A 13,938-nucleotide genomic window follows, 5' to 3' on the forward strand; every position below is an offset into this window, starting at 1 on the left:
GACGTTCAGATCGCCGCGCCATCGCTGACGATGTCCGCTCCGAGATCGACGCGCACGGCTCGTACGATCTCGGCCTCGGCCTCGGCTCCGCGCCGGCGCGGATGGGCTGCCGAGATCTTGTGCTCGGCGATGATCTGGCCGGGCGCGCCCGAGAGCACCACGACCCGGTCGGCGAGATAGGCGGCCTCGTCGATGTCGTGGGTGACGAACAGCACGGTCTTGCCGGTGCGCTGCCAGACGCGGATCAACTCGTCCTGCAGGGTTTCGCGGGTCAGCGCGTCGAGCGCCGAGAACGGCTCGTCCATCAGCAGGATTTCAGGCTCGACCGCCAGCGCCCGCGCCAGCGAGACGCGCTGGCGCTGGCCGCCGGAAAGCTGGTGCGGCCAGCGCTGCGCGAGCTGGCCGAGGCCGACGAGATCGAGCGTCTCCTGCGCCTTGGCGAGGCGCTCAGTGCGTGGCGTCTGGCCTTCGAGGCCGAAGCCGACATTGGCGATCACCTTGCGCCAGGGCAGCAGCCGCGAATCCTGGAAGACCAGCGCGACAGGCCGGCGGGTGTTATCCCTAGCGTTGATCACGACCTCGCCGCCGCTCGGCCGAGCAAGGCCGGCGATAACGCGCAGCAGGGTCGACTTGCCGACGCCGGAGGGGCCGACGATGGCGAGGAACTCGCCGCGTGCCACCGACAAGTTCAGCTTGTGCAGCACCTCGGTCGCTTCGCCGTCGCGGGTGAAGGTGAGCGACAGCTCCTTGATGTCGATCACGCTTTCCAACGCAGCACCCATCCCTGGAAGGCGACGAACAGCGTGTCGAGCAGGCCGTAGAGCGCCGCCATGGTCAGCATGTAGATGACGACGAGGTCGGTCGCGAGCAGGCTGGACGCCTGCATCATGCGCTGGCCGACGCCGGCGACACCGAAGATCTCGGCCGCGACCACCGCCATCCAGGCCTGGCCCAGCGCGGTGCGCACGCCGATGAGGATGCCCGGCATCGCCGCCGGGAGCAGGATCTTGGTGAGGCGCTGGACCGGCGAGCGGAAGCCGAAGGCGTCGGCGACCTCGATCAGATCGCGATCGACGCCGCGGATCGCGCCCTGCGCCGCGAAGAAGACGATCCAGAACACGCCGATCGCGATGATGAACACCGCCGCCTGCGGATTGACCCCGAACCAGATGATCGCGAATGGCACCCAGGCGAGGCCCGGAATGGGCCGCAGCAAACGGACCACCCAGGCGGTCGTCTCCTCGGCGATCTTCGACATGCCGGTAAGCACGCCGAGCGCGACGCCGAGGCCCGCGCCGGTGAAGAGGCCGATGAAGTAATGGCCGAGCGAGCCCATGATCGCCGAGAGCCAGGCGCCGGACTTGACCTCGCGCAGGAAGGCGCTCGGCAGGGCGCTCGGCCCTGGCAGGAAGGCTGGGTTGACCAGGCCGAAATAGGGGATCGCCTCCCACAGAAGGAGGAAGGCGACGAGGCCCGTCAGGGCAAGGGCCGGAGCCCGCAGCGAACGCAAATCTGTAGCCCCGTCAGCCCTTGATGGCGCGCTCGTAATACTGCGTCTCGAACAGGCCGTCGAACGGAAGTTCCTTTTCGAGCGAGCCGAGCTTGACCTGGTAGGCCTGCATGGCGCGCGCCGGCTCGATGATCTTGCGCGGGTCGATCTCGAAGTGGGTCGCCGGCGAGGTCAGCGCCTTCTCGATCAGAGCGGGGTCGACGATGCCCTTGCCGAGCGCGGCGCCGACATGGGGCGCGGCCTTGGCAGGCGTCTTGATCAGCACATCGGCCGCCTTGACCAGGCCGGAGACGAGCTTCTGCACCGCGTCGGGATTCTTGGTGACGAAGGCGCCGGAGACGGCAACCACCGTGCCGGGCTGGCCGGGGAAGACGTCCTCGCCGCCGGCGATCAGCTTGATGCCGGGATTGCGGGTCTGGATGATGGTCAGCGCCGGCTCGCGGACGATCGCGCCCTCGACGGCGCCGGCGAGCACCGCCTGCTGCGTCGCGTCGATGCCCATCGGCACCACCTCGACATCGGCCTTGTCGGCCTTGGCGACCTCCCAGAGCCAGTATTGCAGCACGGTATTGGGCACCGAGCCGGCCGGCTGGGTGGCGAGGCGCGCCGGCTTGCCGGTCGCGGCCTTGTGCGCCTTGAAGGCGGCGGCCGCGCTCGTTCCGGTGGTGAAGAACTTCGCCAGGGCGGGAGCGGCGACGAAGACGTTCTCGCCGGTCGCGGTCGAGGCGACGACGCGGATGTCGACACCGCGCGAGCGAGCGACGGCGAGCGGGGCGACGCCGGCGACATAGAGGTCGATCGTGCCCGAGGCGAGCGCCTGGATCATGTTGGGGCCGGATTCGAACACCGTGAATGTCGGCGTGATGCCGGCCTGCTTCAGCCAGCCCTCGCCATTGGCGACGAAGATCGGGGCGGTGCCGATGATCGGGATGTAGCCGATGCGGGCGGGGACAGCTTCCTGGGCGCGAGCACTGGCAAAGGGCAGCGCTGCAGCGAGCGACGAGCCGGCGAGCAGGAACTGGCGGCGGTCCATGATCTAATTCCCCAGATGGCGCGTGATATCAAACCTATTGACGTTTGATAAAAGGATTTTCTATCTAAAGACAAGTATCGCCCCTCAAAAAGAAGAAAATTCTCCATTGTCACGGTATGGCAAAGGGTTTTTTCTCTACCGACATGGATCGAGAGATGGACGCCATCGACCGCAAGATTCTGACCGTGCTGCAGGCTGACGCCAATATCTCGATCGCGGAGCTCGCCGATCGTGTGGGGCTGTCACAGACGCCGTGCTGGAAGCGCATCCAGCGGCTTGAACAGACCGGCGTGATCATCAAGCGCGTCGCGCTGGTCGCGCCTGAGAAGATCGGGCTCGGCCTCACCGTCTTCGTCCAGATCGAGACGGCCGACCATTCCGGCCCCTGGCTGGAGAAGTTCGCCCAGAGTGCCGCGGCGATGCCGGAGGTGATGGAGTTCTACCGCATGGCCGGCGACGTCGATTACATGCTGCGTGTCGTCGTGGCCGACATGGCCGCCTATGACACCTTCTACAAGAAGCTGATCGAGACGATTCCGCTCAAGAACGTCACCTCGCGCTTCGCCATGGAGCGGATCAAGGCGACGACCGCCTACAAGGTGCCGGACCTGCCGAAGGCTTCGTAGGCATTCTCTCCGGCCTCATCCTCGACCTCATCCTGAGGAGGCCGCGTCAGCGGCTGTCTCGAAGGATGCTCCAGTTGTTTCCGGAACCTCCTGAAGCATCCTTCGAGACGCGATCTGCGATCGCTCCTCAGGATGAGGGCGGGTAAGGGGACGTCGGGAATTCCGGCGGCGCAAGCCGGTCCCACCCGTGACGCCCCTTGCCGAAGCCGCCCCGCTCCCGCATGAACGCTCCCGCATTTCTCGAACGGGGCGCCGCCATGTCCAGCTATGTCATCGATCCGCCGAAGGTTGCCGCCATCCCGGTGGCTGGCGGTGGCTCGTTCCCGGTGCGCCGCATCTTCTGCGTCGGCCGAAACTATGCCGAGCACACCCGCGAGATGGGCGGTGACCCCGATCGCGAGGAGCCGTTCTTCTTCACCAAGCCGTCCGACGCGGTGCTGACCGGCGGCGCCGACATGCCCTATCCGCCGAAGACCGCCGATTTGCACCATGAGATGGAACTTGTCGTCGCGATCGGGAAGGGCGGCAAGGACATCGCCGAGGCCGACGCGCTTTCGCACGTCTTCGGCTACGCCGCCGGCTTCGACATGACCCGTCGCGACCTGCAGGGCGCCGCCAAGAAGGCTGGCAAGCCCTGGGACATGGGCAAGGGCTTCGACTCGTCGGCCCCGATCGGCGAGCTTGTCCCGGCTGCCAAGGCCGGCCATCCCGACAAGGGGCTGATCGAGCTCAAGGTCAACGGCACCGTTCGCCAGAGCTCCGATCTCGCCAAGATGATCTGGAACGTGCCGGAGACGATCGCGTATCTGTCCAATTTCGTCACGCTGGCGCCGGGCGATCTGATCATGACGGGCACGCCAGAAGGCGTCGCGGCCGTGGTCAAGGGCGATCTGCTCGAAGGCACGATCGCGGGTGTCGGCACTGTCCGCGCCAAGATCGTCTGAACTGGCCGGCTTAAGGAGAATACCATGCGTCTGACCACCGAAGCCTCCGGCGTCTTCCCGATCGCGCCGACCCCGTTCAATCCGGACGGCAGCGTCGACTGGACCTCGGCCGACCGGCTTTTCGAGTTCTATGCCGGCATCGGCTCTGATGGCGTCACCGTGCTCGGCCTCATGGGCGAGGCGCCCAAGCTCGAGCCGGAGGAATCGATCGGCCTGGTCAAGCGCGCGGCCGCCAAGATGGGCGGCAAGCCGATCATCGTCGGCGTCTCGGCGCCGGGCTTTGCGGCGATGCGCTCGCTGGCGCGGCAGGTGATGGAATTGGGCGCTGGCGGCGTGATGATCGCTCCGCCGACCAATCTGCGCACCGACGACCAGATCACCAGTTATTACGCGCAGGCCGTCGAGGCGATCGGCACCGACATCCCCTTCGTCATCCAGGATTATCCGCTGACGCTCTCGGTGGTGATGACGCCTTCGGTGATCCGCAAGATCATCCAGGACAATCCGTCCTGCGTGATGCTGAAGCACGAGGACTGGCCGGGCCTCGAGAAGATCTCGACGCTGCGCAAGTTCGAGGCCGAGGGCTCACTCAGGCGCGTCGCCATCCTGACCGGCAATGGTGGGCTCTTCCTCGATTTCGAGATGGAGCGCGGTGTCGACGGCGCCAATACCGGCTACGCCTTCCCGGAATTGCTGATCGACGTGGTCAAGGCGAGCAAGGCCGGCCGCCGCGACGACGCGCACGATATCTTCGACGCGCATCTGCCGCTGCTGCGCTACGAGCAGCAGCAGGGCGTCGGCCTCGCCGTGCGCAAATACGTGATGATGAAGCGCGGCATCCTTGCCCATGACGCCCAGCGCAAGCCGGGTCCGGGCCTGACCGCGACGGCGAAGGCCGAGGTCGACTACCTGCTCGGGCGCCTGGCGAAGCGCGACCCGCGCGCCGGGATCTGACCGCGGCGAATAAACAGGCGGCGGCACCGGGACGGTTTTTCGGGTGCCGCAGAGGCCGCGAAATCACTGCCAAATCGCCAGGCGATGCTCTATCGTTCTCCGGTTCTTACCAGGAGGCGTGCGATGGCCTACGCCAAGATTCCGCTGAGTTGGGACCAGTTGAGAGCCGGCTACAAGACTTACGATCCGAAGGAGTTACCGGGCGAGATCACGACCCAGCTCAAGCAGTGGAATGATCAGGTCGAGAAAGACAACGACGAGATCAAAAAGAACAACGAGCTGATCGAGCAGCAAAACAGGGCTGCTGGCATCGACCCCGACAAGGGCAAGAAGGCGCTCAAGGGCAAGAATACGTCCTGCGTGATGCAGCTCAGCCTGGGGCTGAACAGCACCAGCGATACAGTGCCGCAGAATGGCGCCAAGCTGCGTCAGAACACCTATCTGATGGGACAGTACATGATCCTGTCGGTCGACGAATTGCACGACTGGCTCGACTGGCAGTACGGCCGGACGGATGCGGTTCCCAAGGGTGACATGTCGTCGATCAAGGGCAAGCGCGGCATCCTGGTGATGGGCAGCGCCCATGTCGAACTCTGGGACGGCGAGAAATGGCTGCAGGCCATGGACTCACGATTCACCAGCGGCGCCAGCGCTTTTCCCTACTGGTTCTGGGAGGTGAATGACGGCACCGCGACGGGCGGGAGTGCGCTCCCCGGCTGGCTGCTCGGCTGGTGGGAGGTCTATGACGGGAACTACTATTATTACCATTTCGCCGGGTCGGGCCGCGTCACCTACATCAAGAGCAAGGTCGCCTCGCGCGGCGCCCCGGCGCCCAAGACGCCGTCCAATGTCGGCAAGGCGGTGATGGACGACACGGTTCATGGCCCGATCATCAGCTGGGCCAAGATCGGCAAGACGCCGGCGACGGTCGAGAAGTTCACCCGCCTCAACTGGACCAGCGAGACCGACATGAACGGCCGCTCGAACAATTATGGCGAGCTCTATGCCCGCCGCCGGCCGGAGTAGAGGCTGGACCGGCGCTGCTCCCGGCGACGACTCGCAGGCGGTCAATTCGCCAGCTGCGCCAGCCGGTCAAGCGCCGGACCGAAGCCGCTCAGCGCGATGTTGAACGAGACCACGTCGTTGTTCGACAAATTGAGCGCGGCCGCGGTCAGCGTCTTGCCGCTCTTCATCGCGTCGGTCGCGACGGTCGGGAAGGAAATCGGCAGCAGGCAGCCGCTCGGCACGCAGGTCGAGAAGCGCAGGCCCTGGCCGAGATCCTTCTGGTCGAGCTTGAGCACGGCGCCGTTCTCGAGCTTGAGCCCGAACGGCATCAGGATCGTGCCCTCGGCGCGGCCATCCTTCGGCGCCCGCAGTTCGATGGCGAAGACACGCTGATTGGTGCGGCTGTCGCCCTGCGATTGCGTCAGCAGGCAGAGCTTCTGGCCGTCGGTGATACGGCAATCGACCGTCCAGTCGCCATAGACCTCGTTGACCGACGAGGCGCCGTTCGGCAGTTGCGCAGCCGCGGCGGCGGGCTGGCTCACGTTCGAGGCAGCGGCCGGAGCCTGCGCGGTTGCGGGGCGCGCCGGAGGGCTGGCCGGGCGGGCTGGCGGATTCGCCGTTGCCGGACGCGCCGCAGGGGCAGGACGTGCCGCGGGAGCAGGGCGTGCAGCCGGCGCGCGCGGTGCCGGCTCCGCATCCTCGGCTTGCTCGGTCGCGGGCGCTTCGGCCTGGGCGAGGGCTGAGGCGGCCGGCAGGATGATCCATCCAGCGAGCAGGGCGGTACCGAGGAGTAGGCTTGCTTTAGTCACGTCAGAGGCTCTCGTTGCAGCAGCCGGTCGGCGCGGTCGAGATGCGGTTAAGGCATTCGCATGAGGCAAGCAAGTTGTCGTGACAGAAGATCAGCCTCTGTGTCGCAGAAAGACTGTCCCTGTATTGTTTTGAGTTATTGTAAACAAAAAGCCTATTGCTCGATTGACGGTATGGCCGCGGAGCTTTGAGTCCGCTCCGGACTGGCAGCGGCCGCTTGCTTACCTTCAACCGAGCCCGGCCGGTGCGCCGGCCTGCCAGGCCGGCGCCATGCTGCGAGCTTGGGCCGAGGCGGTTCAGGCCTTCTTCTCGTCGGCGAGCTTGGCCACCCGGCGCAGCGAGAGCAGATAGCCCTGCGTGCCGAAACCAGCGATGACGCCGTCGGCCCGCAGCGACATGTAGGAATGGTGCCGGAAGCTCTCGCGCTTGTGCACGTTCGAGATATGGCACTCGATCACCGTGCCGTCGAAGGCGTTGAGCGCATCGAGGATCGCGACCGAGGTGTGGGTGAAGGCACCGGGGTTGATGACGATGCCGGTTGCGGTCTCGCGCGCCTCATGGATCCAGTCGATGATCTCGTATTCGCGGTTCGACTGGTGGAAGCGGATTTCGAGATCGAGCTCCTTTGCCAGCGCCCGGCAGGCGTCCTCGACATCGGCCAAGGTCTCCGCGCCGTAGATATGCGGCTGGCGCTTGCCGAGCAGGTTCAGGTTCGGGCCGTTGAGAACGTAGACGAGACGGGACATTGAAAGCTCCTGAGATCGCGGCGGCATGTTGCCGCGATCCCGCCGCGGCGCAAGATCGAGTTTCGGGGGATGAGGCTCAGCCGCCGATGCGCCGGTCACTCGCGACGCCGAAATGGCAGATCGCCTCGCCGAGCTTGGGCGCGGTGTTCGGGAAGATGATGTAGCCGTCGCGGGGCGCCGTCACCTTGCTGCCATCGGCGCGGTGGGCGAGCGTGGCGCCGGCCTCGACCGCATCGCCGGTACGCCAGCCGGTTTCGGCGCCGTCGCCTTCCGCCTCGCAGAGCAGGACCTCGACCATCTCGATCACGTCGCTGAGCGCGGTGGGTGGTAGCGGCGCGTCGACCAATTGCAATTGCGCCAATGTGTTGCGGATCGCGGCATAGCCGATATCGGCGGCCTTGGGGTCATCATGCGTGCCGCATTCCAGCGTCACCGCATAGCCGCCGCAAAAGCGCATGAACTCGGTCGTGCCGTAGCCCTCGGTGACGTTGAGCTTCGGCACCGGCAGGCGGGCGCGGATATCGAGCAGCCGGGCATAGTTGTCGAGCCAGCCATGGATCGCGGTCGAGACGCCCAGGCATGCGGCGAGCGCCAGCTCCTCTTCGGCGCGGGCGAAGGGTTCGAGCTCGCCGCGGTTGTTGCCGGGGCCGAAGAAGACGAAGGGTTCGCCCTCCTGCCGGAAGGAGTGGATGTCGAGCAGGGCATCGTGCTGGCGCAGCAGCGCGCACACAGGGTTGCCGATCCGGTCCTCGTAATCGCCGGACAGCGGCCGCTCGCGCAGGTCGCGGTTGAAGTTGCGGTCGCCCTCGCGGGTCTTCAGGCGGAAGGCCTTGGGGTTGGTCACGGGCAGGAAGGTGACTTCGCCGCGCAGGATCTTGATCTTGCCCGCCCGGCACTCCTCGATGGCGCGCCTGATCGCGGTCGGCCCGCAAGGCTCGTTGCCATGGACGGCGCCGGTGACGATCAGTTTCCGGCCGGGCTTCAGGCCGATGAAGCGGATGGTTTCGAGCGGGCCGTCGTCGAGGTCGGTCAGGGTCACGGGATAGGCTTTCGTCGGAAGGGAGGTTCAGGCCTTGCGGGTCTGAGAATGTGGATCGAGGATGTCGCGCAGCCCGTCGCCGAGCAGGTTGAGGCCGAGCACCGTCAGGAAGATGGCAAGGCCCGGGAAAATCGAGATCCACGGCGCGGTCGAGATCTGGTCGCGTGCATCCGACAGCATCGAGCCCCAGCTCGGGAAGGGCGGGCGGATGCCGAGGCCGAGGAAGGAGAGCGAGGCTTCGGCGAGCACGGCGCCGCCCATGCCGAGCGTGCCGATCACGATGATCGGACCGGCGATGTTCGGCAGGATCTGCGTGAACATGATCCGGAAGGTGCCATAGCCCAGCGATCTCGCCGCCTCGACATAGCCGAGCTGCTTGACCGAGAGCGTCGCCGCCCGCGTCAGCCGGCAGGTGAAGGACCAGTTGGTCAGGCCGAGCGCGATCAAGAGGCTGGTCAGGCCCGGTTGCAGGATGGCCATGATCGCCAGCGCGAAGATCAGCGACGGGATGGCGAGCATCATGTTGGTGAGGCCGTTGACGAAATCGTCCCACCAGCCGCCCCAATAGGCGGCGGAGAGGCCGAGCGCGACGCCGATCAGCGTGTTGATCAATTGCGAGACGATGCCGACCGTCAGCGAGATGCGCGCGCCGTGGAGCACGCGGCTGTAAATGTCGCGACCCTGCGCATCGGTGCCGAACCAGAATTCGGAGCCGGGCGGAACTTCGGCGTTCATCAGATTGGCGTCCATGACCGGGTCGGTATGGGCGAGCCAGGGCGCGAAGACCCCGCCGGTCACGACGAGCGCGAAGCAGGCGGCGCCGATCCAGAGGTTGGCACGGAACTTCATGGGGCGACCTAGCTGTACTTGATGCGCGGATCGACGACGGCGCAGAGGACGTCGACGGCGATGTTCACGACGAGGAAGAAGAGCACGATCGTCAGGATGCAGCCCTGTACCGCCGGGATGTCGCGCCAGGTGACGCTGTCGACCAGGAGCGAGCCGAGCCCGGGCCAGGCGAAGAGCTTCTCGACCACGACGGCCTGGCCGAGGACCGAGCCGAACTGCAGGCCGAGCGTGGTCAGGACGATGACCAGCGCGTTGCGGGCGACGTGCCAGCGCATCACCCGGTAGGCGCTGGCGCCCTTCGCGCGGGCGGTCCGGACGAAGTCGGCGTGCAGGATCTCGAGCACGGCGGCGCGGGAGGTGCGGGCCAGGAGGGCTAATGGCGAGACGCCGAGCGCGATCGCCGGCAGCACGATGTAGCGCGGATCGCCATCGCCATAGCCAAAACTGGGGAACCAGTTCAGCGTCAGCGCGAAGGCATACATCAGGAGCAGGCCGAGCCAGAACATCGGTAGCGACAGGCCGGACACGGCGAAGACCATCGAGAGCATGTCGAGCCACCCCCCCGGCTTCAATGCCGCCAGGAAACCGAGCGGCACGCCGATGACGATGGCGAAGAGCATGGCCGCGAGCGCGAGCTGCAGGCTAGGCCAGAGCCGCTCGCCGATCAGTTTGGTCACCGGCTGGCGGGTGCGGAAGGAATCGCCGAGATCGAAGGTTGCCAGGCCCCCGACATATTTCGCGAAGCGCAGCGGCAGCGGATCGTTGAGGCCGAACTGCTCGTTCATGCGGGCAATGGTCGCGGCGTCGACATTGGTGCGCCCATCGGCCATCTGGCTGGTGGCGAAACTGCCGGGGATGACGCTGAACATCACGAAGATCAGCGCGGCGACCGCGAGCAGGATCGGGATGGCCTGCAGGAGGCGGCGAAAGACATAAGGCAACATGAACAAGGCTCCTGACCGCCGCTAACGCGGGTCGTCGCCGACGAGCGGAAGGCGGACAAGCTCCCGCCGTCGCGCGGGGGCGCGGCGGCGGGAGCTCAGGACGGTTTTACTTCGCGGCCGGCGAGGTGGTGTCGACCCAGAGCTCCTCATAGCGCTGCAGCGCGAGCTCGGTCGAGTTCGGCTGGAGCCCGTGCAGCCAGGGCTGATAGGCCAGCACCGCCTTGTTGTAGTTGAAGAACCAGACCGGCGCCTCGTCCTGCAGCAGGGCGTTGGCTTTCTTCAGGAGGTCGAGCTGCTTGGCGGCATCGGCCTCGTTCGAGGCGTCGTCGATCAGCTTGTCATAGCCTGCGTTCTTGAAGGTGGTGTAGTTGCAGGACGAGCGCGGCGTCGCGGAGTGGAAGCACTTCAGTGCCGTCAGCGTGTCCGGCCCGGAGGTGTTCGACCAGATATAGGCCTGGAAGTCGCCACCCACGACGACACCGCCGAGCGCCGAGGTCTCGACCGGCTTGACCTTCACCTTGATGCCGACCTTGGCGAGCATCGGGATCGTCGCCTCGACGATCGGAACGCCCCAGCTCTCGTTCGGCGTCGCGGTCCATTCGAACTCGAAGCCATCGGGGTAGCCGGCCTCGACCAGAAGCTTCTTGGCCTTTTCCGGATCGAAGGCGTAGGGCTTGGCGTCCTTGTCGAAGGCCGGCGAAGACAACGGCAGCCAGCTCGCGGCGCGGTAGGCCTTGTCACGGACGAGACGCTTGATGATCAGCTCGCTGTCGATGGCGTAGTTGATCGCCTGGCGCACGCGCTTGTCGGAGAAGGGCTTGAAGGTCGGGTTCATGCCCATATTGCGGGTAAAGACCTCGGCGACCTCCAGAATGCCCTTCGACAGGTTCGGGTCGGCCTTGTAGGCGACGTACTGGGTCGAACCCAGGATCGAGACGTCGACCTCCTTGTTGCGGAAGGCGACGTCGCGCGCAGCCGCCTCGCCCATCGGCGAGATCACGAGCTTGTCGGCATAGGGCTTGCCGGTGAGATAGTATTTCTCCCAGCGCTCGAAGGCCATGCGCGAGCCCGGAACGTGCTCGACGAACTTGAACGGCCCGAGGCCGATCGGCTTGTCGAAGAAGCCGGCAGCCTGCGCTTCCTTGGCCGGCAGGATCGCGGTCTGCGCCTGGAACAGGAAGTAGCCGGGATCGGCCTTGTCGGTCAGCGTCATCGAGAAGCTGGAATCGTCGATCTTCTTCAGGCCGGAGATCTCCTTGGCCTGGCCCTTCTGGACCTCGGTCGCGCCGGCGATGCGGGCGACATAGCGCGCGCCGGGATAGTTCTTCGCGCCGTCCATGATGCGGGTATAGGACCAGATGACGTCGTCGGCGGTCAGCTTGCGGCCGTTGTGGAAGAGCGCGTTGTCGCGAAGCTTGTAGGTATAGGTCTTGCCGTCGGCCGAGACCTGGACGCTCTCGGCGATGTCGAGCACCGGCTTGCCGTTCTTGGCATCCCATTTGTAGAGCATGCCGTGCAGCGCATAGCCGTAGATCTCGTCCTGGATCTGGTTCGAGACATGGCTGTCATTGCTGACGAAGGACGCGCCGTACGGCGCGGTGAAGCGGATGGTGCCGCCGCGGCGCGGCTCCTGGGCCTGCGTCTGCAGGGTAAACGCCGCGAATGTCAGCGCGGTCGTGAAGGCAAGCTTTTTCAACACGTCGAAACCTCCCAATTTTGTTGGTGAACTCTTGTGAGATCGGCGCCGTTGGCCGGCGCCGGTATTCGTTCCATCTGAGACCTTAGCGGGCTTTCACGCCCTGTCTTCTTGTTTCCATTGTGCAGCGCGTCGTTCACGCGGTGCCCGGACGCGCGTAGACGACCTTGCCGCCGCGAATGGTGATGTCGCAACGCGTATCCTTGAGAATCGTCTCGGGAGAAGCCGAGAGCAGGTCCTGCGAGAATACGGCGACATCGGCGAGGAAGCCGGGCTTGAGCTTGCCCTTCACCGCTTCCTGCTTCTGCGAGAAGGCGCCGTATTCAGTGTAGGCCTGCAGCGCCTCCTCGATCGAGACGCGCTGGGCCGCGTCCATCACCGTGCCGCGCCAGGTCTGGCGCGTCAGCATGGTGTGGAAGTTCGGGAAGGGATCGGGATCGCAGACCGGCGCGTCGCTGCCGGTCGCCGGCTTCAGGCCAAGGTCGAACCAGGTCCGGAATGGATAGCTCGGCAGCGCCCGCTCCTCGCCGAGCACCTTGACGTAGGCGTCGCCGAAATCATGGATGAAGACCTGCTGCGGGCAGGGATAGATCCCGGCCTTGACCATCCGCTCGTGCTGCTGCGGCGTCGAGAAGCCGCAATGCTCGATGCGGTGGCGCCGGTCGGGATCGGGATGGGCGGCGAGCGCCTTTTCATAAGCGGTGATCAACTGCTCGATCGCGGCGTCGCCGATGGCGTGGCAGGCGAGCTGGTAGCCCTTGGCATGGGCGTCGAGCACCTGCCGTTCCAGATCCTCGTTCGAGAGCATCTGGACGCCGGTGGTCTTGTCCTCGCCGAGATAGGACTTGCTCATCCAGGCGGTGCGGCCGCCAGCCGAGCCGTCGAGGAAGATCTTGACCGCGCCGATCATCAGCATCTCGTCGCCGGTGCCGGAGATCAGCCCTGCATCATGACACTGCGGCACGATCGAGCGGCCCTCGTCGCCGAGCAAAGCGAGCCAGGTGCGCACCGGCAAACGGCCGTCGCGCTTGGCCTTGTGGTAGGCCGCGATCTCATTGAAGCCGGTGACCATCCCGACCGCGGCATCCATGCAGCTGGTGATCCCGAGCGAGAGCAGATACTGCCCGCCGCGCTCGATCGCGGCAATCAGCTGCTCCTCGCTCGGCGCCGGAATCGCGGCCTTCACCGGGGCGCGGGCGTTCTCCGCCAGCATGCCGGTGAGCCGGCCGTTCTGCTGCTCGATCAGCCCGCCCGGCGGGGTCGGCGAGTACTCGTCGATGCCGCCAAGCGCCAGCGCCTGCGAATTGCAGATCGAGATGTGGCCGCAGGTGCGGACCAGCATCACCGGATTGTTCGGGGAGGCGCGGTCGAGCTCCTCGCGGAACGGGTGTCGGCCGGTGTCGAGCTTGGTCTGGTCGTAGCCGCGCGCCAGCACCCACTCGCCGGGCTTCGACTTCGCGGCGCGGGCCGCGATCTGGCCTAGCAACGCCTCCAGCGTCGGTGCTGCGGCAGGCCGGGCATCGACCCAGTCCATGGTCAGGCCGACCGAGATCAGATGCAGGTGGGAATCGTTCAGCCCCGGCGTCGCCAGCCGGCCGGCGAGGTCGATGACCTTGGTCGATGGCCCGACCAGTTCGGCGAGCTCGGCCTCCTTGCCGGCGGCGAGCACCTTGTCGCCCCAGAGCGCCAGCGCTTCGACAACGCCCTCCTCGCGGCCGCACCAGATCGGCCCGCCGCGCAGCACGATATCGGCCTTGACGCTCATACCTTCAGCTCCGTCGTCCC

At 66.0% G+C, this 13,938-nt stretch carries 14 protein-coding genes; 4 read left to right on the top strand and 10 right to left on the bottom strand.

Annotated elements, in window-relative coordinates; translation table 11 throughout:
- Positions 1-5 precede the first annotated feature (5 nt).
- The 3 genes from ASE66_RS10295 to ASE66_RS10305 are packed head-to-tail and all read right to left on the bottom strand — an operon-like array spanning position 6 to position 2,543.
- Entirely contained in the window at positions 6-782 is a 777-nt protein-coding gene (locus tag ASE66_RS10295; RefSeq protein ID WP_057189533.1) for an ABC transporter ATP-binding protein, read from the bottom strand.
- The gene (locus tag ASE66_RS10300; protein WP_057189534.1) at positions 758-1,510 is read right to left on the bottom strand and encodes an ABC transporter permease; all 753 of its coding nucleotides are present in this window, start codon (positions 1,508-1,510) and stop codon (positions 758-760) included. The genes ASE66_RS10295 and ASE66_RS10300 overlap by 25 nt, the downstream gene beginning before the upstream one ends.
- A 13-nt stretch (positions 1,511-1,523) precedes the next feature.
- Positions 1,524-2,543, bottom strand: coding sequence for an ABC transporter substrate-binding protein (locus tag ASE66_RS10305; protein WP_057189535.1), 1,020 nt, complete (start codon positions 2,541-2,543; stop codon positions 1,524-1,526).
- Between the two features lie 116 nt (positions 2,544-2,659).
- Between ASE66_RS10305 and ASE66_RS10310 the strand changes: the two genes are divergently transcribed.
- From ASE66_RS10310 to ASE66_RS10325, 4 genes are all read left to right on the top strand, one after another.
- Positions 2,660-3,169 (top strand): Lrp/AsnC family transcriptional regulator, encoded by a 510-nt coding sequence (locus ASE66_RS10310; protein ID WP_082613336.1) that lies wholly within the window; start codon positions 2,660-2,662, stop codon positions 3,167-3,169.
- Positions 3,170-3,426: 257 nt separating this feature from the next.
- Positions 3,427-4,113, top strand: a complete 687-nt coding sequence (locus tag ASE66_RS10315; protein ID WP_057189537.1) for a fumarylacetoacetate hydrolase family protein — start codon at positions 3,427-3,429, stop codon at positions 4,111-4,113.
- 24 nt (positions 4,114-4,137) lie between these two features.
- Positions 4,138-5,067 carry a dihydrodipicolinate synthase family protein gene (locus tag ASE66_RS10320; protein WP_057189538.1) on the top strand — a complete coding sequence of 310 codons (930 nt, stop codon included), beginning with the start codon at positions 4,138-4,140 and terminating at the stop codon, positions 5,065-5,067.
- Between the two features lie 123 nt (positions 5,068-5,190).
- Positions 5,191-6,093: a T6SS effector amidase Tae4 family protein gene (locus ASE66_RS10325; RefSeq protein ID WP_057189539.1), complete on the top strand. Its 903-nt coding sequence runs from the start codon at positions 5,191-5,193 to the stop codon at positions 6,091-6,093.
- Between the two features lie 41 nt (positions 6,094-6,134).
- Here the strand turns inward: ASE66_RS10325 and ASE66_RS33180 are convergent, their stop codons facing one another.
- The 7 genes from ASE66_RS33180 to ASE66_RS10360 all read right to left on the bottom strand — a co-directional run bounded on the left by ASE66_RS33180 (position 6,135) and on the right by ASE66_RS10360 (position 13,918).
- On the bottom strand, positions 6,135-6,881 hold the full coding sequence (locus ASE66_RS33180) for an invasion associated locus B family protein (protein WP_244494860.1): 747 nt from the start codon (positions 6,879-6,881) through the stop codon (positions 6,135-6,137).
- A gap of 294 nt (positions 6,882-7,175) precedes the next feature.
- A complete protein-coding gene (aroQ, locus tag ASE66_RS10335; RefSeq protein ID WP_057189541.1) occupies positions 7,176-7,625 on the bottom strand; it encodes a type II 3-dehydroquinate dehydratase in 450 nt (149 codons plus the stop codon).
- Between the two features lie 76 nt (positions 7,626-7,701).
- Positions 7,702-8,664 carry a succinylglutamate desuccinylase/aspartoacylase family protein gene (locus ASE66_RS10340; RefSeq protein ID WP_057189542.1) on the bottom strand — a complete coding sequence of 321 codons (963 nt, stop codon included), beginning with the start codon at positions 8,662-8,664 and terminating at the stop codon, positions 7,702-7,704.
- 27 nt (positions 8,665-8,691) lie between these two features.
- On the bottom strand, positions 8,692-9,513 hold the full coding sequence (locus tag ASE66_RS10345) for an ABC transporter permease (RefSeq protein WP_057189543.1): 822 nt from the start codon (positions 9,511-9,513) through the stop codon (positions 8,692-8,694).
- Positions 9,514-9,521: 8 nt separating this feature from the next.
- On the bottom strand, positions 9,522-10,457 hold the full coding sequence (locus ASE66_RS10350; RefSeq protein WP_057189544.1) for an ABC transporter permease: 936 nt from the start codon (positions 10,455-10,457) through the stop codon (positions 9,522-9,524).
- 106 nt (positions 10,458-10,563) lie between these two features.
- Positions 10,564-12,153 (bottom strand): ABC transporter substrate-binding protein, encoded by a 1,590-nt coding sequence (locus tag ASE66_RS10355; RefSeq protein ID WP_057189887.1) that lies wholly within the window; start codon positions 12,151-12,153, stop codon positions 10,564-10,566.
- 136 nt (positions 12,154-12,289) lie between these two features.
- Positions 12,290-13,918, bottom strand: a complete 1,629-nt coding sequence (locus ASE66_RS10360) for an amidohydrolase (RefSeq protein ID WP_057189545.1) — start codon at positions 13,916-13,918, stop codon at positions 12,290-12,292.
- Positions 13,919-13,938: the final 20 nt, after the last annotated feature.

Source organism: Allobosea sp. Root483D1, assembly GCF_001429505.1.
Taxonomy (GTDB): domain Bacteria; phylum Pseudomonadota; class Alphaproteobacteria; order Rhizobiales; family Beijerinckiaceae; genus Allobosea.

Bases quoted from the DNA above. Each gene is read 5' to 3' on its own strand.
- ASE66_RS10325 (WP_057189539.1), top strand. From the start codon at position 5,191: ATGGCCTACGCCAAGATTCCGCTGAGTTGGGACCAGTTGAGAGCCGGC.
- ASE66_RS10310 (WP_082613336.1), top strand. From the start codon at position 2,660: ATGGCAAAGGGTTTTTTCTCTACCGACATGGATCGAGAGATGGACGCC.
- ASE66_RS10320 (WP_057189538.1), top strand. From the start codon at position 4,138: ATGCGTCTGACCACCGAAGCCTCCGGCGTCTTCCCGATCGCGCCGACC.
- ASE66_RS10305 (WP_057189535.1), bottom strand. From the start codon at position 2,543: ATGGACCGCCGCCAGTTCCTGCTCGCCGGCTCGTCGCTCGCTGCAGCG.
- ASE66_RS10315 (WP_057189537.1), top strand. From the start codon at position 3,427: ATGTCCAGCTATGTCATCGATCCGCCGAAGGTTGCCGCCATCCCGGTG.
- ASE66_RS10360 (WP_057189545.1), bottom strand. From the start codon at position 13,918: ATGAGCGTCAAGGCCGATATCGTGCTGCGCGGCGGGCCGATCTGGTGC.
- ASE66_RS10345 (WP_057189543.1), bottom strand. From the start codon at position 9,513: ATGAAGTTCCGTGCCAACCTCTGGATCGGCGCCGCCTGCTTCGCGCTC.
- ASE66_RS10295 (WP_057189533.1), bottom strand. From the start codon at position 782: ATGGGTGCTGCGTTGGAAAGCGTGATCGACATCAAGGAGCTGTCGCTC.
- aroQ (WP_057189541.1), bottom strand. From the start codon at position 7,625: ATGTCCCGTCTCGTCTACGTTCTCAACGGCCCGAACCTGAACCTGCTC.
- ASE66_RS10350 (WP_057189544.1), bottom strand. From the start codon at position 10,457: ATGTTGCCTTATGTCTTTCGCCGCCTCCTGCAGGCCATCCCGATCCTG.